The sequence below is a fragment of the Formosa agariphila KMM 3901 genome (assembly GCF_000723205.1).
Taxonomy (GTDB): Bacteria; Bacteroidota; Bacteroidia; order Flavobacteriales; family Flavobacteriaceae; genus Formosa; species Formosa agariphila.
The window spans coordinates 511,627-537,348 of record NZ_HG315671.1 but is presented as its reverse complement, the minus strand read 5'-3'; the positions used below and the strand labels follow the sequence as shown (position 1 = coordinate 537,348).

23 protein-coding genes are annotated in these 25,722 nt (G+C 34.1%); 11 read left to right on the top strand and 12 right to left on the bottom strand.

The window, feature by feature from the left end; translation table 11 throughout:
- Positions 1 to 53 precede the first annotated feature (53 nt).
- On the bottom strand, positions 54 to 1,964 hold the full coding sequence (locus BN863_RS02250) for an ABC-F family ATP-binding cassette domain-containing protein (RefSeq protein ID WP_038526973.1): 1,911 nt from the start codon (positions 1,962 to 1,964) through the stop codon (positions 54 to 56).
- A gap of 86 nt (positions 1,965 to 2,050) precedes the next feature.
- On the opposite strand from BN863_RS02250, the gene BN863_RS02245 reads away from it, so the two are divergent.
- Positions 2,051 to 2,443: a DUF983 domain-containing protein gene (locus BN863_RS02245; protein WP_038526970.1), complete on the top strand. Its 393-nt coding sequence runs from the start codon at positions 2,051 to 2,053 to the stop codon at positions 2,441 to 2,443.
- Here the strand turns inward: BN863_RS02245 and BN863_RS02240 are convergent.
- From BN863_RS02240 to BN863_RS02205, 8 genes are all read right to left on the bottom strand, one after another.
- Positions 2,440 to 3,489, bottom strand: a complete 1,050-nt coding sequence (locus BN863_RS02240) for an NAD(P)/FAD-dependent oxidoreductase (RefSeq protein WP_038526967.1) — start codon at positions 3,487 to 3,489, stop codon at positions 2,440 to 2,442. The two genes, BN863_RS02245 and BN863_RS02240, sit on opposite strands and share 4 nt — an antisense overlap.
- 87 nt (positions 3,490 to 3,576) lie before the next feature.
- The gene (gene porN / locus BN863_RS02235; protein ID WP_038526965.1) at positions 3,577 to 4,467 is read right to left on the bottom strand and encodes a type IX secretion system ring subunit PorN/GldN; all 891 of its coding nucleotides are present in this window, start codon (positions 4,465 to 4,467) and stop codon (positions 3,577 to 3,579) included.
- Between the two features lie 57 nt (positions 4,468 to 4,524).
- Positions 4,525 to 6,087 carry a type IX secretion system motor protein PorM/GldM gene (gene porM / locus BN863_RS02230; protein WP_038526962.1) on the bottom strand — a complete coding sequence of 521 codons (1,563 nt, stop codon included), beginning with the start codon at positions 6,085 to 6,087 and terminating at the stop codon, positions 4,525 to 4,527.
- Positions 6,088 to 6,141: 54 nt separating this feature from the next.
- Positions 6,142 to 6,789, bottom strand: coding sequence for a type IX secretion system motor protein PorL/GldL (porL, locus tag BN863_RS02225; protein WP_038526959.1), 648 nt, complete (start codon positions 6,787 to 6,789; stop codon positions 6,142 to 6,144).
- Between the two features lie 71 nt (positions 6,790 to 6,860).
- Complete coding sequence (gene porK / locus BN863_RS02220; protein ID WP_051774928.1) at positions 6,861 to 8,219, bottom strand: T9SS ring complex lipoprotein PorK/GldK; 1,359 nt, start codon at positions 8,217 to 8,219, stop codon at positions 6,861 to 6,863.
- Positions 8,220 to 8,394: 175 nt separating this feature from the next.
- Positions 8,395 to 9,564 carry a formimidoylglutamase gene (locus BN863_RS02215; RefSeq protein ID WP_038526954.1) on the bottom strand — a complete coding sequence of 390 codons (1,170 nt, stop codon included), beginning with the start codon at positions 9,562 to 9,564 and terminating at the stop codon, positions 8,395 to 8,397.
- 2 nt (positions 9,565 to 9,566) lie between these two features.
- Positions 9,567 to 12,104, bottom strand: coding sequence for a type I DNA topoisomerase (topA, locus tag BN863_RS02210; protein ID WP_038526951.1), 2,538 nt, complete (start codon positions 12,102 to 12,104; stop codon positions 9,567 to 9,569).
- Positions 12,105 to 12,245: 141 nt separating this feature from the next.
- A complete protein-coding gene (locus BN863_RS02205) occupies positions 12,246 to 13,004 on the bottom strand; it encodes a hypothetical protein (RefSeq protein WP_038526950.1) in 759 nt (252 codons plus the stop codon).
- A gap of 140 nt (positions 13,005 to 13,144) precedes the next feature.
- Between BN863_RS02205 and miaB the strand changes: the two genes are divergently transcribed.
- From miaB to groL, 7 genes are all read left to right on the top strand, one after another.
- A complete protein-coding gene (gene miaB, locus BN863_RS02200) occupies positions 13,145 to 14,587 on the top strand; it encodes a tRNA (N6-isopentenyl adenosine(37)-C2)-methylthiotransferase MiaB (RefSeq protein ID WP_038526947.1) in 1,443 nt (480 codons plus the stop codon).
- Between the two features lie 56 nt (positions 14,588 to 14,643).
- The gene (locus BN863_RS02195; protein ID WP_038526944.1) at positions 14,644 to 15,912 is read left to right on the top strand and encodes a sigma 54-interacting transcriptional regulator; all 1,269 of its coding nucleotides are present in this window, start codon (positions 14,644 to 14,646) and stop codon (positions 15,910 to 15,912) included.
- Between the two features lie 3 nt (positions 15,913 to 15,915).
- Positions 15,916 to 16,422 (top strand): LptE family protein, encoded by a 507-nt coding sequence (locus BN863_RS02190; RefSeq protein WP_038526941.1) that lies wholly within the window; start codon positions 15,916 to 15,918, stop codon positions 16,420 to 16,422.
- Between the two features lie 2 nt (positions 16,423 to 16,424).
- On the top strand, positions 16,425 to 17,444 hold the full coding sequence (locus BN863_RS02185) for a hypothetical protein (RefSeq protein WP_038533043.1): 1,020 nt from the start codon (positions 16,425 to 16,427) through the stop codon (positions 17,442 to 17,444).
- The gene (gene secG / locus BN863_RS02180; protein WP_038526939.1) at positions 17,444 to 17,794 is read left to right on the top strand and encodes a preprotein translocase subunit SecG; all 351 of its coding nucleotides are present in this window, start codon (positions 17,444 to 17,446) and stop codon (positions 17,792 to 17,794) included. The genes BN863_RS02185 and secG overlap by 1 nt, the downstream gene beginning before the upstream one ends.
- A 148-nt stretch (positions 17,795 to 17,942) precedes the next feature.
- Positions 17,943 to 18,221, top strand: a complete 279-nt coding sequence (locus tag BN863_RS02175) for a co-chaperone GroES (RefSeq protein ID WP_038526936.1) — start codon at positions 17,943 to 17,945, stop codon at positions 18,219 to 18,221.
- A gap of 121 nt (positions 18,222 to 18,342) precedes the next feature.
- Entirely contained in the window at positions 18,343 to 19,971 is a 1,629-nt protein-coding gene (gene groL, locus BN863_RS02170) for a chaperonin GroEL (protein ID WP_038526934.1), read from the top strand.
- A gap of 77 nt (positions 19,972 to 20,048) precedes the next feature.
- On the opposite strand, the gene BN863_RS02165 is transcribed toward groL, so the two are convergent.
- The gene (locus tag BN863_RS02165) at positions 20,049 to 20,480 is read right to left on the bottom strand and encodes an exosortase F system-associated membrane protein (protein WP_038526931.1); all 432 of its coding nucleotides are present in this window, start codon (positions 20,478 to 20,480) and stop codon (positions 20,049 to 20,051) included.
- A complete protein-coding gene (xrtF, locus tag BN863_RS02160) occupies positions 20,458 to 21,024 on the bottom strand; it encodes an exosortase family protein XrtF (RefSeq protein ID WP_038526928.1) in 567 nt (188 codons plus the stop codon). The genes BN863_RS02165 and xrtF overlap by 23 nt, the downstream gene beginning before the upstream one ends.
- Before the next feature lie 90 nt (positions 21,025 to 21,114).
- On the opposite strand from xrtF, the gene BN863_RS02155 reads away from it, so the two are divergent.
- Complete coding sequence (locus BN863_RS02155) at positions 21,115 to 21,573, top strand: GAF domain-containing protein (RefSeq protein ID WP_038526926.1); 459 nt, start codon at positions 21,115 to 21,117, stop codon at positions 21,571 to 21,573.
- Positions 21,574 to 21,696: 123 nt separating this feature from the next.
- On the opposite strand, the gene BN863_RS02150 is transcribed toward BN863_RS02155, so the two are convergent.
- Complete coding sequence (locus BN863_RS02150; RefSeq protein WP_038526923.1) at positions 21,697 to 22,947, bottom strand: ABC transporter permease; 1,251 nt, start codon at positions 22,945 to 22,947, stop codon at positions 21,697 to 21,699.
- Between the two features lie 152 nt (positions 22,948 to 23,099).
- On the opposite strand from BN863_RS02150, the gene purH reads away from it, so the two are divergent.
- A complete protein-coding gene (gene purH / locus BN863_RS02145; RefSeq protein WP_038526920.1) occupies positions 23,100 to 24,632 on the top strand; it encodes a bifunctional phosphoribosylaminoimidazolecarboxamide formyltransferase/IMP cyclohydrolase in 1,533 nt (510 codons plus the stop codon).
- Positions 24,633 to 24,690: 58 nt separating this feature from the next.
- The gene (locus BN863_RS02140) at positions 24,691 to 25,719 is read left to right on the top strand and encodes a rod shape-determining protein (RefSeq protein WP_038526917.1); all 1,029 of its coding nucleotides are present in this window, start codon (positions 24,691 to 24,693) and stop codon (positions 25,717 to 25,719) included.
- Positions 25,720 to 25,722: the final 3 nt, after the last annotated feature.

Here is a 25,722-nt window from a genome sequence, read left to right as displayed (position 1 = left end):
ATTAACTTAATTCCTGATTAAAGACAAAATTATTCGACGAAATGCACTAGATTTTAAGACTCAAATTCCTCGATTTCCATTTGCACATCTTCCCATGATGACATTAGTGCGGTTAACTTCTTTTTCTTCTTATTATATATGTCGAAAAAGTCTGGTTTTGCAGAAACTTCATCATAATTATTAGCCAATTCTAAATCGGATTTTTTCACATCACGCTCCAACTCATTGATTTGAGATTCAATCTTACTCAACTTATTATTTAAAGATTTAAGTTTTTTCTGATCTTCGTAGCTTGCTGTTTTCTTTTCTTTTGGCTGTTCTTTTACTACATTTCGTTTTTCAACTTCTCTTAGATTCTGAACATTACGCTCCTCTAAATAGAAATCGACATCACCTAAATACTCCTTTAATTTATGGTCTTTAAACTCGACTACTTTATCTGTTAAATTCTGAAGAAAATCACGATCGTGAGAGACTAAAAGTAAAGTCCCTTCAAAACGCTTTAAAGCGTCTTTAAGCACGTTTTTAGATTTAATATCTAAGTGGTTGGTAGGCTCATCCATTACCAAGACATTAAAAGGCTGCAACATTAACTTAGCTAATGCTAAACGGTTTCTTTCCCCTCCAGATAATACTCGTACGTACTTATCGGCTTCTTCTCCTCTAAATAAAAAAGATCCTAAAATATCACGAACTTTACTTCTGTTCTTTTCATTAGCAGCATCAATCATGGTATCTAGAACAGTTTTATTACCATCTAAATATTCTGCTTGATTTTGTGCGAAATACCCGATTTGTACATTGTGGCCTAGTTTTAAGTGGCCTTCGTGTTCTAACTCACCTACTATAATTTTAGCAAGTGTCGATTTCCCTTGTCCGTTTTGTCCAACAAAAGCGGTCTTACTATCGCGTTCAATATGTAAACTAACACCTTGAAGCACTTTCTTATCGCCATATTCTTTAACAATATCGTTAGCCTCTACAACCACTTTTCCAGGTGTCACCGAAACAGGGAAGTTTAAGGTCATGACGCTGTTATCATCTTCATCGACTTCAATACGATCAATCTTATCTAATTTTTTAATTAGCGATTGTGCCATGGTTGCTTTAGATGCTTTGGCACGGAATTTCTCAATAAGCTTTTCGGTTTGCTCGATTTGCTTTTGCTGATTTTTCTGAGATGCGATTTGCTGGTCTCTAATTTCCTGTCTTAACACTAAGAATTGAGAATAGGCTTTCGGGTAATCGTAAATACGACCTAATGAAATTTCTATGGTTCTATTGGTAACGTTATCTAAAAACATCTTATCGTGTGATACTATAGCGACTGCTCCTGGATAATTTTTTAAGAATCCTTCTAACCAGATAATAGATTCAATATCTAAGTGGTTTGTAGGCTCATCGAGTAATAAAATATCGTTATTTTGAAGTAGTAATTTTGCGAGTTCTATACGCATTCTCCAACCTCCAGAAAATGTATCTGTAAGTTTATCGAAATCTTCACGCTGAAACCCTAAACCTTGTAATATACGTTCTGTATTTCCTTGGTAATTATAACCTCCAATAATTTCGTATTGGTGTTGTAAATCGTTTAAATCTACCATTAATTGGTGATAGGCTTCACTCTCGTAATCGGTACGGCTTACAAACTGTTCGTTTATATATTCCATTTTGGCTTCCAATTCCTTTATTTCTGTAAAGGCCTGATAAGCTTCTTCTAAAACGGTTCGCCCTAAAACAAAATCTATGTCCTGTCTTAAAAATCCTATTTTTAAATCTTTATCGGCAGAAATCTGACCAGAATCTGGTTCTAAATCTTTAGATAAAATTTTCAGCATGGTAGATTTTCCGGCACCATTTTTACCAATTAAACCTACGCGGTCTCCTTGACCAAGTTTAAAGGTTATCTCTTCGAATAAATATTCACCCTGAAATGAAATAGATAAATTATGAATGTTAAGCATAGAATTGTTACAAATGTTACCAAACTTTAGGTGATAAAATCTTAAGTTTGTGTTTTAAAATTGATTGCAAAAATACATTAAATAAAATGTTTTCAAAAGGTTCGAAACTATATAGTATTTTCACTGGCGCTTGCCCTAAATGTCATCAAGAATCTATGTACGTGAATAAAAATCCGTATGTACTTAAGGACACTTTAAAAATGCACGAACATTGTTCGCATTGTAATACTAAATATAAAATAGAACCGTCTTTCTTTTATGGCGCAATGTACGTAAGTTATGCGGTAGGAATAGCTTTTGCGGTTGCAGCTTTTGTTATTAGCCATTTATTTTTAGGATCCGGACTTATAACAGCCTTTATTGCTATTGTATGTACACTAATTATTTTTACTCCTATAATTATGCGTTGGTCTCGAAATATTTGGATAAATATGTTTATGAGCTATAACAAAGACTTAGTAAAGAAACAAGAGCATTAGGCGTCTTGGTATCTTTTAATATCTATAACAGGATCCAAATCTCCATTATTTTCAATACTATTAAATAGCGCCTTAGATACGTAAGGCCCTATTATAACGCCGCGTGAACCTAAACCATTTAATATGTACATATTTTTATGTTTTGGATGTTCTCCTACCAAAGGTCTTCTATCTTTTACAGTAGGACGAATACCTGCTACCTGATCTACAATAGTAAAATCGCAGTTTAAAAATGTTTTTAACTTAGTTAATAACTGATTTTTTCCCGCTTCAGTAATGGCATTGGTTTTATCTTCTCTTTCGTAAGTTGCACCTACTTTATATAAATCGTCGCCCAATGGCATTACAAATACGCTAGATTTTAATAAGTATTCCATTTTTAATTCAGGCGCATGGATTATAAGTAATTCGCCTTTAGAGCCATGTAAAGGTAAATAATTAAAAAACGGATTTTGTTTTAGTCCGAAACCTTCAGCAAAAACCACATGTTTAGCTTTAACATCGTGATAGATATATCCAGTGTCTGTAGCTTCTAAATCGTTATACTGAAAGCTACTTTCATTCAACTCATCGTTCAATTTTAAATAGGCTCTATAAGACGACATCAGTAAAGCTGAATCTATTCGACCTGTTTGTAAAACTTCGCCATAACCAAAATCGGCAGCAATGGCTTGGTTTGTATTCTTAATTAGTTTAGTAGAAATAAATTCGCCTACATTAGGTTTATCGGAAGCTGCGAACCAATTGTTTTGTTCTTCTGAGGATACAAAACGTCTATAAACAGGAAGCTTATAATCTAAATTAACACCTAATTTAGCCTCTAGATTTTTGTAAAATGGCAATGCTAAGTCTAATTGCTCCTGACTTTTCCAAACTGCAGTAAATCGTTTTAAAACAACAGGATTATACATACCTCCAGCTACAGTTGACGATCGTTGCGATTGATCATCGAAAACCAAAACCGATTTATTATTAGCTTTTGCTTCTTCTATAAAAGACACGCCTGCAAACCCACATCCTACAATTAAATAATCTACTTCTTTCATGCTGCAAAGATACAGTGTTTAAAATATGAGTAAACAAAAAAGGCTCGCAAATTGCGAGCCTTTTTTATAAGATAAGATGTTGTGATGTTAGTAAGACCACATATCTAATTCAAAGTTTCTAATATTTTCTTTAATTCTATCAGATTCTAATAATTGCATTAAAGCATTATCAGCGATATATTCTTCAACCTTACGATCTCCAAATACATTCTCTTCTTTAAAGATATATCCATTAAAACGTCTAGAGTTTAAGATATGATCGAAAGAAAATGGCACGGCGCTATTACTACCATTAAAGGCTTTAGCTTCATGTAACACCTGACGTGCATCTGGATAGAATACCCAAAATAATGGAATTAATTCTGGAGTATCTGAATCGATGAAGTTAACATCTGGAGCTACCGGAGCAATACCTAATAAACGGTATTTTAACTCAGACTGACGCTTATCGAAATACCATAATCCTTTAATCCAATATTCAGTAATATCGTAGGCAGAGATTTCTCTTTTTCTAATGTATTGTGCATCAACAGTACCTTCAGCATTATATTGCTCGAAACCAATATCTGTTGTATCTACTAGAGCTAAGGCATCTTGAATATCTCCTAAGGTTCTTTTTGTTGTAAAATAAGAATCGTCGTAAATATTTTTGATTTCACCTTTTTTAATACTTCTTAAAAGCACATCATAAAGCGAACGTCTGTTACTACCAATGTTATTAGTATCTACTGGATAATATAACGGAAAGTTTACACGCTCGTCTAACACAACTTTTTCCCAAACCATCTTAGAAAACAATAAGTCACGATCGTCTACATAACCATATTCTAATGGTTTATCATTATCTAATGCTTTTTGAGCATCAGTTCTCTCTCCAATTTCATCAGGACTTTTTGCATTTAATATGTTTGCTTGAGCGAAAGAAGCAGAAGCAACCAAGATGAAACTTAGGGTTAATAAAAAACTTTTATAATTCATTGTCTATAAATTTAAAATGTTGTGCATATCTTTATTTCGAGATGCTTAAAATTTTAATTAGTTAGAAAGCTCGATTAAAATTGGAGATACTTTTTTCAATTTGTACGATGAATTTCCGCTAATTTGAGCTTTAATATCGAAAATTGTTACAGCATCACCACGTCTTGCTTTACGTAAAGCAGCTGCAGCTTTACTATTAAGTTTAGTTCCTCCTACTGTAATAGTTGGTTGTCCAGGGATTTTAATTTTAAACGATGTTACACTTAAAGGTAAATCGAAATCGAAATCGTCTAACTTCGCACCAATAGTAGCAATTTCTAAACTGTTACGTTGCATAGAAACATTGCCATCTTCTCCACGAATTGTTCCTGTTGGACTTGGAATATCTTTAATTCTGAATGTTGCTTTATCAGATACTGGTTTACCGTCAGGTAAAGTACCTGTTACGTTAATAGTAACTTCTCTTCCAGAACCTGGATTCATTACATATTTACCAACTCCAGAACCTTTCTTTAAACCAGGTGCGCTTGCATTAACTTTATTGTCTGCAATACCTGCGAAAGAAATAGTCATTGGGTTAGCAACACCACGATAAACTACATTCATTTTATCTGCTGAAATAGTAGCTGCATTTGGCATTGGAATTGTAGCGAATGTAGATTTTACAGGAACTTCTACAGACTCACCATCTTGTAAGAATGTTAATTTCCCTTCAATAACATGTTCTCCAGCACTTCCTGTACCAAATTTTAATTTTACTTTACCATCTTCTACAGTATACTGATCTGTTGTTAATGGTCTTCCATCTAAAGTTAATTCAACTTTGTTTGGTTTAGTAGATCCATCTTTACGTCCTAATACAATGTTACCATCAAAAGTTTCACCATTAAAGTATGCTGATTTTGTAGTTTCTAATAACGTTGTATAGTTTGTCATAGACGCTTCTGCAGCTAAAGACCCAGATAACATTCTGTTTAACACATCTGAAGCAGTTGTCTTAACATCTGATTGTAATTGAGTAATTTTAGTTAAAGAAGCAACTAAAGGAAATCCTTGGTAGTTATAATCTAACCATGCAACTTCTTTCCCATCTCTGTTTGTAACAGGAGCTGTACTAAATTCTTTTTCTACACTTTCTGCTGCTGGAGCTAATTTTGGATCAGATTTTAATAACGCTACTACACCTTCTCTAAAGGTAGTAATTTCGTTTAAAAATTCTTCTCCACCTTCTTTATAACCATCTCCTTTAAAGAAATAATTATCTAAGAAATCTGCTTTATCCATAGTTTCGTAATCTGTAGGATCTTCAGATTTTTCTAGCATTTTCCCTTTTAAACCTTCTAAGTATGAGTTAAAATCATCTGCTAAAACACCTAATTGAGTTGCTTTATCTTTTAACGGTTTAAATTTTTCAGGTTGTTCTTCGGCCTTTACTGCTAAACTAGTCAGTAATGCTTGGTTTCTACTAGTAGCTGCTTGATTAGAGTCTACTAATTTTTCGTTCATTAATCCAAATGCTGAAAGCACCTCTTTTGACATATTCAAAGCTAACATCGCAATGAAGATTAAATACATCAAGTTTATCATTTTCTGCCTTGCAGATAAATTTCCTCCTGCCATTTCTAATTAGTTATTTAAGTTATTAGTTATAGAACTTTATATTCTAATTAGTAATTATTTTTTATTCATTGCAGTAAGCATTCCACCGTATACACCATTTAAAGATGATAAGTTAGATGCTAAAGATTCCATTTGTTCTTTTAATTTTTGAGCATTTTCAACAGATTCCTTGTTGATTGAAGCTTGACGGCTTGCGCTCTCTAACTGTACTTTGTAAAGGCTATTTAAAGACTCCATTTGTGCAGCGGCAATAGACATTTCTTCACCGTATTTTTTTGTAGAAGCAATAGAATCTACAGCTGGGCCAATCCCTTTTGCTGCTCCTTCGAAGTTTTTAATACTAGCACCTAAACTTGACATTAATTGAGCATCAATTTTAGCGTCTTTTAATAAGTTGTCTAATTTCTTAGATAATAAACCATCTGCATCTTTAGGTTCTTCTTTTTTACCTTTAACAGTTGCTACACCACCAGCTAATTCTGGGTATACTAAAGACCAATCTAACTCGTTGTCTACAGGTTCGAATGCAGATATTGCGAAAATAATTGCTTCCGCTACAAGACCAATGGTTAACATCACGTTACCAGTTAAAGGACCTAATTCAAAATGTGTAATTTTAAATAATGCTCCGATAATTACTACTGATGCTCCTAAACCATAGGACATATTAATAAATTTCTTGAATGCTTTTGATTGTGCCATAATTTTGATTTTTAAGCTTTTTTTCTAAAAAGGTTGATTAATAATAGGTTAATATATTGGGTTCTAATTAATTATTTTCCACCACGAGTAATGTCTGTTCCCATGTAATCTTGAACAGTTCTAAAACCAATGTAGCTTCTTGCTGAATCGGCATACTCGTAATCTCTTGAACTTACTTGTAAGAAATATGCAACATCTTTCCAAGAACCACCTCTAACTACTTTACGTTGGTTTTCGTTATCGTTAACACTTGGGTTAATAGTTGAAGAATACTCGTAAGAGGCAGGATCGTAAGAAGAATATACCCATTCTGCTACATTTCCAGCCATGTTATATAAGTTGTAATCGTTAGGTTCGTAAGACTTAGCCTCTACAGTATATAAAGCTTCATCTGCTGCGTAATCTCCTCTTAAAGGTTTAAAGTTTGCTAAGAAACAACCTCTATCGTCTTTAGCATAAGGTCCTCCCCAAGGGAATGTTGCAGCTTGTAAACCACCACGGGCAGCATACTCCCACTCTGCTTCAGATGGTAATCTGAATGAGTTTACAAGTTGTCTGTTTTTATCTTTTTGATATGAATTTTTGTATAAAGTTCTCCATTGGCAAAATGCATTTGCTTGTTTCCAACTTACACCTACTACTGGGTATTCTCCATAAGCATCATGCCAGAAATAATCGTTATGCATTGGCTCATTATAAGAGTATGCAAAATCTCTAATCCAAGCTGTTGTATCTGGATATACCATAATTTCTTCTTGCATTACAACATCGCTACGCTTTAAAGTTCTGTCTTTAGCGGCTTTTTGAATGTCTAGGTAAGAGAATTGGAACTTGAATTTATTTACATCCCAAGTACGTTGTCCATTATAAGACTCCTCTAATGGAATATGCATAGTGTCCATCACTTCAGCGTAATATTCATCTGGGTATTCAGACTCTTCATAAATAAGATCTACGTTCTTATTTAATTTACGGCCTTCGTGCCCTGTTGGTCCCATTCCGCTATAATTATCTAGCATATACTTTTCGTAAACGGTCATACTAGCAGTATCTGCATCTGTAAATGCATACTCACCAATACCTCCATCTTCAGGTGTAATTCCAACTTCATCAGCTAATACTGCTAATTTTGTTCTAATAATAGAATCACGTACCCAATTTACAAACTGTCTGTACTCGCTGTTTGTAATTTCTGTTTCGTCCATATAGAATGCACGAACAGTAACTGTTTTAGACGGTGCGTCTTGAATACTCGCTAAATCGTCATCAGCTTTACCCATAATAAAAGACCCACCAGGAACTAATGCCATTCCGTATGGCTTTTCTGGGTGCCATTTTTTTCCTCTCACTCCGGTAAGTTCTCCTCTGTCGCTTGAACCACAACTAAACAAGACCGTTACCACAATTGTTAATAATAGTATTTTTTTCATATCCATAGAAAACTTAAGGTTATAGTTAGTGCCTAAATTTTGAAAGTGTAAACATATTTATATATTTTCTAATAAGCAATTTTTAAAGGGAAAAGATGTGCATTTTATCGTAAAAAAAAGCATTTAAACGACCGAAACGGTAATTTCGACTAATTTCATCCAATATTTTGGACCTTTAAACGCAATTTTTCTGATATGCCTTAAACCATCTTTCAGGAACTTGATTGTTACAGGCATCCAAATAATCTTGATGCATACATGGTAATAACGTATGTCTTTTTAATTTATTATTGATTTCATTTAAAAAAGGAATCTCGATCCACCAACGTCCTGTTTTTATACTTTTATAAAAAACAAGTTCCTGAGAATCAACTAGAGTTATAAATTTTTGATAGATATGTTCGTCTTTAAAGTCGCTATCATCTACTCTATTATTAACACCTTCTATAAAGTACCAAATCATTTGGGAGATTAAAACAGAAGTAATTTCATCGTCTTGGGAGCTTTTATATTCAAAAATCCCTAAAGCACTTACTTTATTACTTATTCCTGCGTAACGTGTTATGGCACATATTTCTTTTCCATCTAAACCGTTGGGAGAGACTTTTTGGCTTAAACTGACTTCTGAAGCTTTCATGGCACCTAAATCTACAGAGACTATATTAGCGTCTCGCATAACCGGCTCTACTAGAGTAATATCGTTAGACACTTGTCCTAATCGATAAGCCTCAAAGTATAATGTTTCCATCAAATCTATCTGTTCTTGCGAATTAAAATAGGTTTGATACCCTATGGTAGCGTAATTAAAGAGATTATAAGGCTCTTCTAGAACAATCTTCCCCACAAAACTATCACTTTTAATAGGTTGGGTTAAATCTCCTAAATCGAATTTACTATCTACATTCACAATATTAACCATTGGAATAAGACTATCGAATGCACGATACATGGGATAAGTAAGATCCTGACTTCCGCCAAGAACCACTGGAATAATTTTTAATTTTACTAATTCTGAAACTGTTTCTTTTAATGCAAAGTATGTATCCTCTACAGTTTCTCCTTTATATATATCTCCTAAATCGGCGATACTCGTACTCCAGCTTCCTGGAAATAGTTTATATAAAGCGCTACGAATTTCGTTTAAGTTGAAATCTTCTCCGATATAGTTACTATCGTTTCGATTTTCTAAAACACCAACAATGGCGATATCCACACCCTGAAGGTCTGGCATACCGCTTTGTTTAGAATGTATTTTTAATTTTTGTCCGAAGGCTTGTGGCGACAATAACTCGTTATGAGCCAAAACAACTTCGGGTACTGGAGCCAGAAAATTAAGGTCGGGCATTATTATTTCTTTTTAGCAGTGGTTGCCTTTTTGGCTGTAGTTTTCTTTGCAGTCGCCTTTTTTGCTGGTGCTTTCTTTTTAGCAGCAGTTTTACGCTTTGGCTTTTTCGCCTCGATTAAAGCCATGGCTTTCTCTAAGGTGATTTTAGTAGCGTCTACAGTTTTGTCTAATTCAACTTTAATTTTTCCTTGAATTACATTGTGTCTTCCCCAACGTGCTTTCTCTACACGAATTCCTTCTTCTTCCCAGTTGTGAACGACTTTATCAATCTCTTTCTGAATTTTTTCTTTTATTAATGTTACAATATCATCGTCGGACAAATTATCCCAATCATATTTTTTATTCACATTAATAAACATATTGTTCCATTTAATAAATGGTCCGAAACGGCCTTTACCTTTTTGTACAGGCAAACCGTCGTACATATATATAGGAGCATCTGCTTCTTGTTTCTCTTTAATTAAAACAATAGCATCGTCTAACTCTACACTTAAAGCATCTATTCCTTTTGGTAAAGACACATAAGCCTCTCCAAATTTAACGTATGGTCCAAAACGTCCGTTATTAACAACAACAGGAAGACCTTCGTAAGTCCCTAAATCTTTAGGAAGTTTAAATAGATCTAATGCATCTTCAAACGTAATGGTGTTTAATTGTTGGTCTGGAGATAAACTTGCAAATATTTTATCTTCTTCTTCGGCAGCTCCTATTTGAGCCATTGGTCCGAATTTCCCTAAACGCACACTAACTTGACGTCCCGTTTTAGGATCGGTACCTAAAATACGTTCTCCAGATTCGCGATCGGCATTTTCTTGAACATCTTTTACATGAGGATGAAATTTTGTATAAAATTCCTTCATCATTTTAGTCCAATTCTCTTTGCCTTCAGCAATATCATCGAAATCTTCTTCAACTTTTGCTGTAAAGTTATAATCTAAAATACTTTCAAAATGGTTCACTAAAAAGTCGGTTACAATCATTCCAATATCTGTTGGAACTAACTTTCCTTTATCTGACCCTACTTTTTCTGTAAGTAACTTATCTTTTACTTGTCCTGCTTTTAAAGTGATTTGAGTATACTCGCGCTCTACACCTTCAATTGTTCCTTTTTCAACATAATTTCTATTCTGAATTGTTGAAATAGTTGGTGCATACGTAGACGGACGACCAATACCTAGTTCCTCTAATTTCTTTACTAAAGAAGCTTCTGTATATCTATAAGGTGGTCTTGTATAGCGTTCGGTAGCTGTAATAAACTCGTTTAAAAGGGTTTCGTTAACCTTCATAGCAGGTAACATTCCTTCTTGTTCAGAATCTTCGTCGTCGTTACCTTCTAAATAGACCTTTAAAAATCCATCGAAAGTAATAACTTCTCCATTTGCTGAAAAAATTTCTTTATGTGTTGAAGCCGATATTTTAACATTGGTACGTTCTAATAACGCTTCACTCATTTGCGATGCGATAGCACGTTTCCAAATCAGTTCGTATAAACGGGCTTGATCACGATCAATATCTACAGAATGTAAAGCAAAATCTGTAGGACGAATAGCTTCGTGAGCTTCTTGTGCCCCTTTTGCTTTTCCTTTATAGTTACGTTCTTTAGCGTACTTGGTTCCGTAGGCATTTTCAATTTCGGCTTTCGCTCCTTTTCTTGCTTCGTCGGATAAATTTACACTATCTGTTCTCATATAAGTAATAAGACCGGCTTCGTATAAACGTTGTGCCATAGTCATGGTTTTACTTACTGAAAAATATAATTTACGTGCTGCTTCTTGTTGAAGTGTTGATGTTGTAAAAGGTGCAGCAGGCGATTTTTTAGCTGGTTTTTTCTCTAAATCTTTAACTTTGAAATCTGCTGAAGCATTGCTTTCTAAAAATTTAAAAGCTTCTTCTTTTGTAGCAAAGGTTTTAGGCAACTTCGCTTTAAAAGTTTGTCCGGCTTCATTAGAAAATTCGGCATCTATTCTATAAGAGGCTTCGGCATTAAATTCTTGAATTTCGCGTTCACGTTCTACAATTAATCTCACAGAAACCGACTGTACACGACCGGCAGATAAACCACCTTTTACTTTACGCCATAAAACTGGAGATAATTCGTAACCTACAATTCTATCTAATACGCGACGTGCTTGTTGCGCATCGACTAAATTATAATCTATACCACGCGGATTTTCAATTGCTTTTTGAATAGCTGTTTTAGTAATCTCGTGAAATACAATACGTTTTGTTTTGGCTTTATCTAATTTTAAAGTCTCGGCTAAATGCCAAGCAATAGCCTCACCCTCGCGATCCTCATCACTTGCTAGCCAAACCATTTCGGCTTTCTTAGATAAATCTCTAAGCTTTTTAACAACTGCTTTTTTATCGGAGGAGACTTCGTATTTCGGACTAAAATCACCTTCTACATCTACACCTAATTCCTTAGATGGTAAATCGGCAATATGCCCAAAACTAGACTCTACTTTATAATCTTTACCTAAAAATTTCTCGATCGTTTTCGCCTTTGCAGGTGACTCCACTATTACTAAATTCTTCGCCATTTTTATTTTTTTGGTGCTACAAATGTATATCAAAAAAGCAACATCATCCTAATTTTATGAGCAATCCCTACGATGAAAGGTAAAAAACATCGATTTTAAATCGAAATATCTTCAGTATAATTATTAATTTTATAAGAATAATTAATGTCTTTCTATAGAAACAGTTTCGTCTTCGGAATTCTCGAAGCCAATTACTTCCTTATAAATTATATATAAAGGTAAGTATGCAAAAGATACTGTAGCAAACAAACCAACAAAGCATAATATCAGCCCCACCATTTCGGCAAGAATTCCGCAGATTAACATTAAACCAAACGTAATTAACCATTTTTTATGTCCTAATTTAAAACTTGCCTTAACAATATCTGTAACGCGTGCTTCTGGATTGAAAGCAAAAATAACCGTTAAAAAAGACATTGGAACCATAACATAAAATAAGGGCAATAAAAACAAGATACTCGCCAGTAGACTAATTGCAATACCCACTACAGATAACTTAATTAACTTCATGAAATACGCCTTTTTAAAATAATAGAAATAATCATCTTTCACCGATTCCTCTAAATCTCTTTGCTTACAAATTCTATAAAAAGCAGCCATTAAAGCAATACTAAAAGCTGAGGCTAAAATTATAAATGCAATAAAAAATAAAGCACCAAGTATTAAGAATGGAACATTAAGTTCGTCATTACTAGCCATTAATTCTGGATCTACGCCTACCATTAATAAAGGGATGTATATAATACCATATAAAGGAAGAATTCCCACAATAGATATCAAGACTGTAATTAATCCTTGTACCCAAACTTTCTTAAAAAGTTCTATAGCTTGACTAAATATAACTCCGAAATCTAAAGGTTTCGCTTGATTTACTTTTTGATTAAATTCTGATAAAAACATATCTACTCGTTTTAATTTGCAGATAAAGGACGTATTTTTTAACACAAATACAAGAAAAATTAAACTGCCACTTTGTCAGAAACATATTTATAATTGTATATTTGCAAACTTAATGACTGATAATTATTTTCAGGAGACTTATGGAGAAGACAATTGATGAAAGTAAACAAGGAGAATCCCTTGTATTAGAACAAAAAACAGAAAATTCACGCAAACTATTTATAGAAAGCTACGGCTGTTCTATGAATTTTAGCGATAGTGAAATCGTAGCCTCGATTTTACATAACCAAGGTTATAATACCACACAAAAATTAGAAGAAGCCGATTTAGTATTAGTAAACACCTGCTCTATTCGTGATAAAGCAGAACAAACGGTACGTAAACGTTTAGAAAAATATAATGCCGTAAAACGTATTAATCCAGGAATGAAAGTTGGCGTGTTGGGCTGTATGGCCGAACGTCTTAAAAGTAAATTCTTAGAAGAAGAAAAAATTGTAGACTTAGTTGTTGGTCCCGATGCTTATAAAGATTTACCAAATCTTTTAGCCGAAGTTGAAGATGGTCGAGATGCGATAAATGTGATTCTTTCTAAAGAAGAAACTTATGGAGACATTTCTCCGGTGCGTTTAAATAGTAATGGTGTAACTGCTTTTGTGTCGATTACTAGAGGTTGCGACAATATGTGCACATTCTGCGTTGTACCATTTACTCGTGGTCGTGAGCGTAGTCGTGAGCCACAAAGTATACTTGAAGAAATTAACGATTTATGGAGTCGTGGTTTTAAAGAAATCACCCTTTTAGGTCAGAATGTAGATAGCTATTTATGGTATGGTGGCGGACTTAAAAAAGATTTTGAAAAGGCCACAGACATGCAAAAAGCGACAGCAGTAAATTTTGCAAAGCTTCTAGAATTATGTGCTAAAGAGCAACCTAAAATGCGTATTCGTTTTTCAACGTCTAATCCTCAAGACTTAACGCTTGATGTTGTTGAAACTATGGCGAAGTACAAAAACATTTGTAAGCACATACATTTACCTGTACAAAGCGGAAGTAACCGTATTCTTAAAGAAATGAATCGTTTACATACACGCGAAGAGTATTTCGAGTTAATAAACAACATCCGTCGTATCCTTCCAGAATGTTCTATTAGCCAGGATATGATTACCGGTTTTCCAACAGAAACTGAGCAAGACCACCAAGACACTTTAAGTCTAATGGAATTTGTAAAATATAATTTCGGGTATATGTTTTATTATTCTGAACGTCCTGGAACCATGGCAGAAAGAAAGATGGAAGACGATATTCCGTTAGAAGTTAAGAAAAGACGCTTAGACGATGTGGTACAATTACAACGTAAACACAGCGAATTCCGAACAAAAGCGTATGTAAATACCGTGGTTGAAGTATTGATTGAAAGAGAATCTAAAAAATCTGAACAACAATGGTCGGGACGAACATCACAAAATATTGTTGCTGTTTTTCCTAAAGGCGATTTTAAAATTGGAGATTTTGTTACCGTTAAAATTACAGACTGTACAAGTGCTACACTAATAGGTGAAGGACTTGGACTTTCTAATCAATAACAACGCTTTTTTTAACTACAACCTAAAAACTAAGATTTAAAAAACCAAATTACAGTATGGAATCAGTTCAAGCCATAAAACAACGTTTCGGAATTATTGGTAACGACCAAAAACTAAATCGTGCCATAGAAAAAGCCATTCAAGTTGCCCCCACAGATATTTCTGTTTTAGTAACTGGAGAAAGTGGTGTTGGTAAAGAAAGTGTTCCTAAAATTATACATCAGTTATCACACAGAAAACACGGCAAATATATTGCAGTAAACTGTGGAGCTATCCCTGAAGGGACTATAGACAGTGAGCTTTTTGGGCATGAAAAAGGTGCTTTTACAGGAGCGACACAAACGCGTTCTGGTTATTTTGAAGTTGCCGATGGAGGAACAATTTTTTTAGATGAAGTTGGAGAATTACCATTAACAACTCAAGTGCGTTTACTGCGTGTATTAGAAAATGGTGAATTTATTAAAGTAGGTTCAAGCCAAGTTCAAAAAACTAACGTGCGTATTGTAGCGGCTACAAACGTAAATATGTTTGAAGCTATTAATAAAGGGAAATTTAGAGAAGATTTATACTACCGTTTAAGTACCATAGAAATACATCTACCTCCTTTACGTGATCGCCAAGATGATATTCACTTATTATTTAGAAAATTTGCGAGCGATTTTGCTTTAAAATATAAAATGCCGACCATAAAATTAACCGATGATGCCACCCTTGAATTACTGAAATTTAGATGGAATGGTAATATTCGTCAGTTAAGAAACGTAGCCGAACAAATTTCTGTTTTAGAAGAAAACAGAACAATTAACGGACAAACTATTCGTGGGTATTTGCCAAATGCAACTTCTAATTTACCGGCTGTAATTTCCAACACAAAATCAGAATCAGATTTTAGTAGTGAACGTGAGATTCTTTATAAAGTATTATTCGACATGAAAGCAGATCTTAATGATCTAAAAAAACTGACTGCCGAATTAATGAAGAACGGGAACGATAAAGATGTTCAGAAAAATAATGAAAGTCTAATTCAAAAAATTTACGGCGATGAATCGGATGCAGAATACGATGAAACCGAAGAAGATTTAGAAATCCTATCTATCGCAGAACCAAAGACCACGAGTTTGGTCGCCCCGTCTAATACTCTATTAGACAAATATCATTTTGCTGAAGAAATTCAGGAAGAAGAAACCTTATCTTTACAAGACAAGGAACTAGAACTCATAAAGAAATCGCTGGAACGTCACCAAGGAAAACGCAAATTAGCAGCGGCCGAATTAGGCATAAGTGAACGCACCTTATACAGAAAAATTAAACAGTACGACTTATAGATTATGACTTTAAAACATTATGTTCTTATATTTTTAGTAGCAATAAGTGTTACTGCTTGTGGTGCTTATTCTTTTACTGGTGCTAAGGTTAATCCTAATACAAAGACATTTCAGGTTAATTATTTTCAGAATAACTCTATTTTAATTGAACCTGGTTTAGATTTAGATTTCACGAATGCATTAACAGATTTGCTGTTAAATCAAACAAACTTATCACTTGTAAAATCTAATGGCGATTTAGTTTTTGAAGGAGAAATTACAGAATATCGTATTTCGCCAACCACAGCAACTGCCGAAAATACTGCGGCACAAAACAGATTAACCATTTCTGTAAACGTCCGTTTTTACAATAAACAAGATGAAGAATCTGAATTCGAAAAACGTTTTTCATTCTTCTACGATTATGCAGGTACCGCTCAACTTGTTGGTTCACAAAAAGTAACAGCTATAGACGAAATTTTCGAGCGATTAACGCAAGATATTTTCAATGCAGCTTTAGCACAATGGTAACAATGACACATACCGAGTTTACACATATTTTACAATATCCAGAAGCGTTGCAACCTACTCAAGCCGAAGCGTTGCAAAATGTATTAGATGAGTTTCCGTATTTTCAACCAGCTCGAGCCTTATACTTAAAAGCTTTAAAAACAAATGGCAGTTTTAAATATAATCAAGAACTAAAAATAACAGCGGCTTACACTACAGACCGTAGTATTTTATTCGATTTTATTACTTCGAAAGCATTTACTCAGAACGAAATCTCTCGATTTATAAAGCAAAACACATCACACTTAAAAGATATAGAGGTAGATGTTGAAGATATTTCGGTAAACAAAAAAACATCGATAGATGATATACTTACGCAACACATCGATGAAACAGAAGGCGTGCTTGACCCCGAATTATTTCAGCCTAAAATAGCACCTGCTAAACTTGTACATTTTTCGGAAGAACCTACTGAAGAAGTCGAACTTTCTAATAAAGAGGATGACGAAATTATAAATACGGAAGCCACTACTAAAGAAACAGAAGAAACTACAGCTGTTACCTCTGCTCCTGAAGCTGTTTTAGAACTAGGCAAACCTCTAGATTTTAACACAAATGAAACGCATTCGTTTAACGAATGGTTAAAACTTACATCGTTCACTCCCGTAGACCGCACAGCTCCTGCGCCATCAGCCTCCAAAACAGAGGTTACAAAACCTAAAAAAGAAAAGAAATCGGCAAATAATCCATCTCCAGAACAGTCTAAAAGATTTGCTATAATTGATAAATTTATTTCGAGCAACCCTAAAATAGACCCTAAAAAATCTTCGGGAGTCACTCAAAATCTAGCAGAGTCTCATGTCTTACAGCCTGAATCACTGATGACAGAGACTTTAGCACGAATTTATGTAGAACAAAAAAACTACAAAAAGGCAATTCAATCTTATAATATATTAAGTTTGAAATATCCAGAAAAAAGTGGTTTCTTTGCAGACCGAATTAAAGCAATAAAACAAATACAAGAACAAAATAAGAAATCCTAATGAGTACGTTTACAATATTTTTAGTCCTAATCGTAGTAGTAGCATTTTTATTAATCGTAGTAATTATGGTACAAAACCCTAAAGGAGGTGGATTATCTTCTTCTTTTGGAGGAGGTGGTTCTCAACAAATTGGTGGTGTTAAGAAAACTACTGACTTTTTAGATAAGAGCACATGGACATTAGCAGGATTAATGTTAGTATTAATTTTACTATCTAATGTAGCAATTAACAGAGGAACTGGAACTTTAGAGTCTAAAGCTTTAGATACAGAATCTACAGCACAACCTTTACCAGCTGCTGCACCAGCAAATACGCTACCTGTTGACCCAACGGAAGACGCTGCAGAGTAAACAAAACAACTCATATTTATAATATTAAAATGCCAACTTTTACAGTTGGCATTTTTTGTTACTGAAAGTTTGTCATACCCTGCGAATTGGCACAATTTTCGAATGTTGTTTACACATAAATATAAACTAATTAAAATCATATAATAAAATGAGTAAAGTAAACATCAGACCACTTGCAGACCGCGTTTTAGTAGAACCACTTCCTGCAGAAACTCAAACAGCATCAGGATTATTTATTCCAGATTCAGCTCAAGAGAAACAACACAAAGGTACCGTTGTTGCTATAGGCACAGGTAAAAAAGATGAACCACTTACTGTAAAAATTGGAGACACTGTACTTTACGGAAAGTACTCTGGTTCAGAATTGAAATTAGAAGGAACAGATTACTTAATGATGCGTGAAGAAGACATCATGGCAATTATCTAATTTTACTTTTCCGAATTACGGAAATCCAAAAAAAAATAATTTATAACAAAAATCAATAGTAAACACAGCAGTCTAAAGCCTATAGCTTAAAGACTAATGTTTATAGAAAAATATTATAAAAATGGCAAAAGATATTAAATTTGATATTGAAGCACGCGACGGTTTAAAACGTGGTGTAGATGCTTTAGCGAATGCAGTAAAAGTAACATTAGGACCAAAAGGTCGTAACGTAATTATCGGACGTTCTTTCGGAGCACCAGTAGTAACTAAAGATGGTGTTTCTGTAGCTAAAGAAATCGAATTAGAAGACGCTTTAGAAAATATGGGCGCACAAATGGTAAAAGAAGTTGCTTCTAAAACCAACGATTTAGCTGGAGACGGTACAACTACCGCTACCGTTTTAGCTCAAGCTATAGTTAAAGAAGGACTTAAAAATGTTGCCGCAGGTGCAAATCCAATGGATTTAAAACGTGGTATCGATAAAGCTGTTGAAGCTATCGTTGCAGATCTTGCAAAACAAACACAACAAGTAGGAGATTCTTCAGAAAAAATTAAACAAGTTGCTGCTATTTCTGCAAATAACGACGATGTTATTGGTGATTTAATTGCAATGGCATTTGGAAAAGTTGGTAAAGAAGGTGTTATTACTGTAGAAGAAGCTAAAGGAACAGATACGTATGTAGATGTTGTAGAAGGTATGCAGTTTGACAGAGGATATTTATCGCCTTATTTCGTTACTGACAGCGAAAAAATGATTACCGATTTAGATAATCCTTACATCTTATTATACGACAAAAAAGTATCTACAATGAAGGATTTATTACCAGTGCTTGAGCCAGTTGCTCAGTCAGGTAAACCTTTATTAATTATTGCTGAGGATGTAGACGGAGAAGCGCTTGCTACTTTAGTAGTAAACAAATTACGTGGATCACTTAAAATTGCTGCTGTAAAAGCTCCAGGATTTGGTGACAGACGTAAAGCTATGTTAGAAGATATTGCAATCTTAACTGGTGGTACAGTAATTTCTGAAGAAAGAGGATTTACTTTAGAAAATGCTACAATCGACATGTTGGGTACTGCAGAACGCATTACTATAGATAAAGATAATACTACTGTTGTTAATGGTTCTGGTGATTCAGAAATGATTAAAAACCGTGTGAATCAGATTAAATCTCAAATCGAAGCAACTACAAGTGATTACGATAAAGAGAAACTTCAAGAACGTCTTGCTAAATTAGCAGGTGGTGTAGCTGTACTTTATGTAGGTGCTGCTAGTGAAGTTGAAATGAAAGAGAAAAAAGACCGCGTAGATGATGCTTTACATGCAACAAGAGCTGCTGTAGAAGAAGGTATCGTTGCTGGTGGTGGTGTTGCTTTAGTAAGAGCAAAAGCTGTACTTGCAGCCATTACTACTGAAAACTTAGACGAAACTACAGGTATCCAAATTGTAGCACGTGCAATTGAAGCGCCTTTAAGAACTATTGTTGAAAATGCAGGTGGCGAAGGAAGCGTAGTGGTTTCTAAAGTATTAGAAGGTGAAGGAAACTTTGGTTACGATGCTAAAACTGAACAGTATGTGGACATGCTTGCTTCAGGAATTATCGACCCTAAAAAAGTAACACGTATTGCATTAGAAAATGCTGCTTCTGTTTCTGGAATGATTCTTACTACAGAATGTGCATTAATAGACATTAAGGAAGATTCTCCTGCTATGCCTCCAATGGGTGGTGGTATGCCAGGTATGATGTAATCTTAACATCTTATAAAACTAAAAACCGAAGCCTTAAAAAGCTTCGGTTTTTTTTATACCTATAAACTAATAATATTTTAATTTTTAATTTGTTTCTGATAATAAAATGCAGGCAAGAGCAATAACAATAACAGGGGTTGAATTAAAAATCTGCGAATATTAAATAAAATGAAGTAATTGTCTTGTTTTGCATCTAACACTAGAACCAAAAATACCAGAATTAGAATAACGTAAGCTATCCCATAGAATATTGCCGAAAACTTTAATACGTCTGTATTCTTAAACGCAAAGTAAATAATACCTAACGACAATACTGTATTTAAAAAATAACGTAAGCTTGTAAAAGCAATGAGTTTACATATATTAAAAATAGGCGCGTCTAGAAACAAATAATCATTCTTAAAGAATTCTAGAAAGGGATCGTAAAACAAATCAGCTTCAAAAGCTCTTATTAAAACTAGCCCGATAAATAATAAACCTATTAGACTATACCGCTGAATGTTCTGCATTTTTCTTTTTAAGTTTTACAAAATTATTCACCCAGTACACCCATAATAAAAACACCATACCGTAAATAATTAAAGGAAATACAACGCCGTGTATTAAGTGTTCCGACTCCGGATAATAATAGAGTCCGATAGAAATTATGGCAATACGCAATACATTTACAAGGTATATTAAAACTGTTCCTGCTAAAATATACATTACCGTTTTTTTAATCGTAGAAGCAAATGCAACAATAAACGCTATAAAAAGGATGATAACACTTATTGCATTACACCCTTCAATAACACGAACAATATAAATATCGTTTAAATACAATCTTACCCATTGCTCACCTTCTTGCAAGGCAATGCTAGACTTAAATCCCAACACATTTAATAACACCTGTGTTTGTTCGGCAACTTGGTACGTAATATAATCAGGCTGATAGTGTGTAGTTTTCGACACATCTAAATACCATTTATAACCTAAAGACATTATAAAATACACCGCTAAAAACGTGACTATAAAGCGAATTACAGGTTTATATGTTTTAAATAAAGTTTTCAAATACAAGGGTGTTTCTATAAGGTGTTAAAATTATAAAAATGAAGTTCTATAATCGTAGTAATTTAAATACTTTTACAAAAAAATACAACTATGTCTTTAGCCTCTCTAAAACCTCAAGTGGAAACTATTTTAACTCAAACAGAAAAAACTCTAGACGAACGTTTATTTGCTGTTTGTGAATTACTAGACCAAAACGTATCGTATTACAATTGGGTTGGATTCTACTTTAAAAATGGTGATAAAAACGAACTAAAACTTGGTCCTTATGTAGGCGCACCTACAGATCATACTATTATTCCTTTCGGAAAAGGAATTTGCGGACAAGTGGCTGTTAGTAATGAAAATTTTGTAGTTCCAGATGTTGCTGCACAAGATAACTATATTGCTTGCAGTATTACTGTTAAAGCAGAAATTGTTGTGCCTCTTTTTGTTAATGGCGAAAATGTAGGTCAGATAGATATCGACTCGAATACACCAGACCCCTTTACTGCAGAAGACGAGCGGTTCTTAGAATTTGTTTGTGCAGAAGTCGCTAAACAACTCGAATAAACTTAAACATACATTATAAAAAAGTCTCGACTTCATTCGCTAAAGAAAGAAGTCGAGACTTTTTTTGTATTATAGTTTTGCTTAATATGCACTAAGCTTTTTTTAATCTAATAAATTAAGAACTTACATTCCAGTTCGTATCGCTTCTACAGGGTCTAATTTAGATGCAGAAATTGCAGGTAAAACTCCTGAAATTAATCCGATTAATGTAGATAAAGAAAATCCGAGAAACATATTTTTGAATGATAATATAAACTCAAAATCATCTACAAATTGAGATGCTATTAGCGACACAAGCCAGACAAAAGCAAGTCCGATTAATCCTCCAATAACCGCCAAAATAATTGCTTCGAATAAAAACTGAAATAATATAAATCGGTTTTTAGCACCTAAAGACTTCTGAATTCCAATAAGGTTAGTTCGTTCTTTTACACTTACAAACATAATATTAGCAATACCAAACCCACCAACCAATAGAGAGAATCCGCTTATTACCCAACCAACTAAATTCATTACTCCAATAATATTATCAATTGCATCTGTCATTCCCGACAATTTATTGACGAAAAAATTATCTGGTTCGTCGGCTTTTAAACCTCTATACACTCTAAATTTCTGTTTTAAAACTTGTTCAAAAGCATCGATATCTACTCCTGCTTCAGGCTTAATAGTTATCGCGCCAGGAATACCGTCTGAACCACCATTAGTGAATTGTCTTACAAAGTTTGAAGGCAAATAGGCTTTTTCATCTGGAGAATCGAAAAAGGACGACCCCACTTTTTTAAGCACTCCAATTACGGTTACTTTTCTACCATAAATACGGACTTGTTTACCAATTGGCTGTTCATTCTCGAATAAATTTTTTGCCAATTCGGAACCAATTACAATTACTGGAGCACCTGTAGACGATTCAGATTCGGTATAAAACCGCCCCTCGCCTATTTTTAAATCTTCAATCTCATAAATTCCATAAGATGCCGGCGTTACATCTACATTACTAATTGAGTTATTTTGGTATTTTATGGTTTCAGAATTTCCAAAAATAATATAAGCACTCGATTTTATATCTGGAATATTTCGCTTCACAAATTCGTAATCGTCATTTTCGGTCTGCGGGTAATTATCGCGTTGCCATCTTGGTACTTCTGTTGGTCCGAAAGAATATTTTGTTAGGTAAATGGTATTTTTATCTAAACCCGATAACTGACTCTTGATACTTTGATCTAAAGAATCGACCGCAGCTAAAACCGCTATAATCGAGAAAATACCAATAGTTACGCCCAACAAGGATAAGAATGTTCTTAACCTATTGTTTCGTAAAGCATTTAAGGCAAATGCAAAACTTTCTTTAAAAAGTCTTAAATATAAGATCATTAAGAAGTGCTTTTATTAAATATATGAGAATTTAAAGATAGGACGTTTTAATTATAATTTTGTTACAAAAAAAATAAAAACAAAACAGCAAACAAACTATAAATTTTTTAATGTAAATCCTTACTTTTGCGCATTAATATAACACAACAGTAATGAGCAACGAAAAAACAATCAAATCTGCACTAATCTCTGTATTCAGCAAAGATGGTTTAGAACCTATCATTAAAAAGTTAAACGACTTAGGTGTAACCATGTATTCTACTGGAGGAACACAAGCTTTCATCAACGACTTAGGAATAGACGTTGTACCTGTAGAAGACGTAACATCTTACCCTTCAATTTTGGGTGGACGTGTTAAAACTTTACATCCTAAAGTTTTTGGTGGAATTTTAAATCGTCAAGATAATGAGCAAGATAATGCTGAATTAGCTGAATTTGATATTCCTCAAATAGATTTAGTGATTGTTGATTTGTATCCTTTTGAAGATACAGTTGCCTCTGGTGCTAGTGAACAAGATATAATTGAAAAAATTGATATCGGTGGTATTTCGTTAATTCGTGCTGCTGCTAAAAACTACAAAGATGTAGTTTGTGTATCTTCAGTAAATGAATATGCTTCATTTTTAGAACTTATTTCTGAACAAAATGGAACACTTACTTTAGAGCAAAGAAAAGATTTCGCTAGAAAATCGTTCAACGTATCGTCTCATTACGATTCTGCTATTTTTAATTACTTCAACCAAAACAACGAAGACACTGTTTTAAAAATTAGCGAACAAAACGGACAAGTGTTACGTTATGGAGAAAACCCTCACCAAAAAGGATTTTTCTTCGGGAATTTCGATGACATTTTTACAAAACTTCACGGTAAAGAATTAAGCTACAACAACCTTTTAGATGTTGATGCTGCTGTGAATTTAATAAATGAATTTAAAGGAGACAAACCTACGTTTGCCATTCTAAAACATAACAATGCTTGTGGTGTTGCACAACGCGATACTTTAAAACAAGCTTATACAGACGCACTTGCTGGAGACCCTGTTTCTGCATTTGGTGGTGTATTAATTTCTAACACCGAAATAGATTTAGCTACTGCAGAGGATATTCATTCTTTATTTTGTGAGGTTGTAATCGCACCATCTTTTAGTGAAGATGCTGTAGCCCTTTTAAAAGGAAAGAAAAACAGAATTCTTTTAGTACTTCATGATATTGAAATGCCTAAAACAAATGTAAGATCTTGTTTAAACGGTGTTTTAGTTCAAGATTCTAATAGAGTTACAGACCGTTTAGAAGATTTATCTAAAGCGACAAACAATAATCCTACAGATAGCGAGTTAAATGATTTAATCTTTGCTTCTAAAATCTGTAAGCATACAAAATCTAACACTATCGTTTTAGCAAAAGACGGTCAATTATGTGCTAGTGGAACAGGACAAACAAGCCGTGTAGACGCTCTTAATCAAGCGATACACAAAGCACAGTCTTTTAACTTCGACTTAAAAGGAGCTGTTATGGCGAGTGATGCATTTTTCCCTTTCCCTGATTGTGTAGAGATTGCAAAAAATGCAGGAATTACTGCTGTTATTCAACCAGGTGGATCTATAAAAGATCAATTAAGTATCGATTATTGTAATGATAATGATGTTGCTATGGTATTTACAGGTACACGTCATTTCAAGCATTAATTTCATTACTTTTACGACACTCAATTTTTTAATTAAAGCAAAAAAAGACATATAACGCATGGGATTTTTTGACTTCCTTACAGAAGAAATAGCTATTGACTTAGGAACAGCCAATACACTTATTATCCATAATGATAAAGTTGTGGTGGATAGCCCTTCAATAGTTGCTCGTGATCGTGTTAGCGGTAAAATTATAGCCGTTGGTAAAGAAGCGAGCATGATGCAAGGAAAGACACACGAAAACATAAAAACAATTCGCCCCCTTAAAGACGGTGTAATTGCAGATTTCGATGCGTCTGAACAAATGATAAGTTTGTTTATTAAAAACATTCCTGCTTTAAAGAAAAAAATGTTTACACCTGCACTTCGTATGGTTGTTTGTATTCCTTCTGGTATTACAGAAGTAGAAATGCGAGCAGTAAAAGAATCGTGCGAGCGTGTTAATGGTAAAGAAGTTTATTTAATACACGAACCTATGGCTGCGGCCATAGGTATTGGTGTAGATATTATGCAGCCTAAAGGGAACATGATTGTAGATATAGGTGGTGGTACTACCGAAATTGCAGTAATTGCTTTAGGAGGTATTGTTTGCGACAAATCGGTTAAAATTGCTGGTGATGTTTTTACAAACGATATTATATACTACATGCGTACACAACACAATTTATATGTTGGAGAACGTACTGCAGAAAAAATTAAAATTCAGATTGGTGCTGCTACCGAAGATTTAGAAACGCCTCCAGACGACATGAGTGTTCAAGGACGTGACTTGCTTACCGGTAAACCAAAACAAGTACAAATTTCTTATCGTGAAATTGCAAAAGCATTAGACAAATCTATTCTAAGAATTGAAGATGCTGTAATGGAAACCTTATCGCAAACACCTCCAGAATTAGCTGCCGATATTTATAATACAGGTATCTATTTAGCAGGTGGTGGTTCTATGCTACGTGGTTTAGACAAACGTCTTTCTCAGAAAACAGATTTACCTGTTTACATTGCAGAAGATCCATTACGTGCGGTTGTACGCGGTACAGGAATTACCCTTAAAAACTTACCAAAGTTTAAGAGTGTCTTGATAAAATAGACT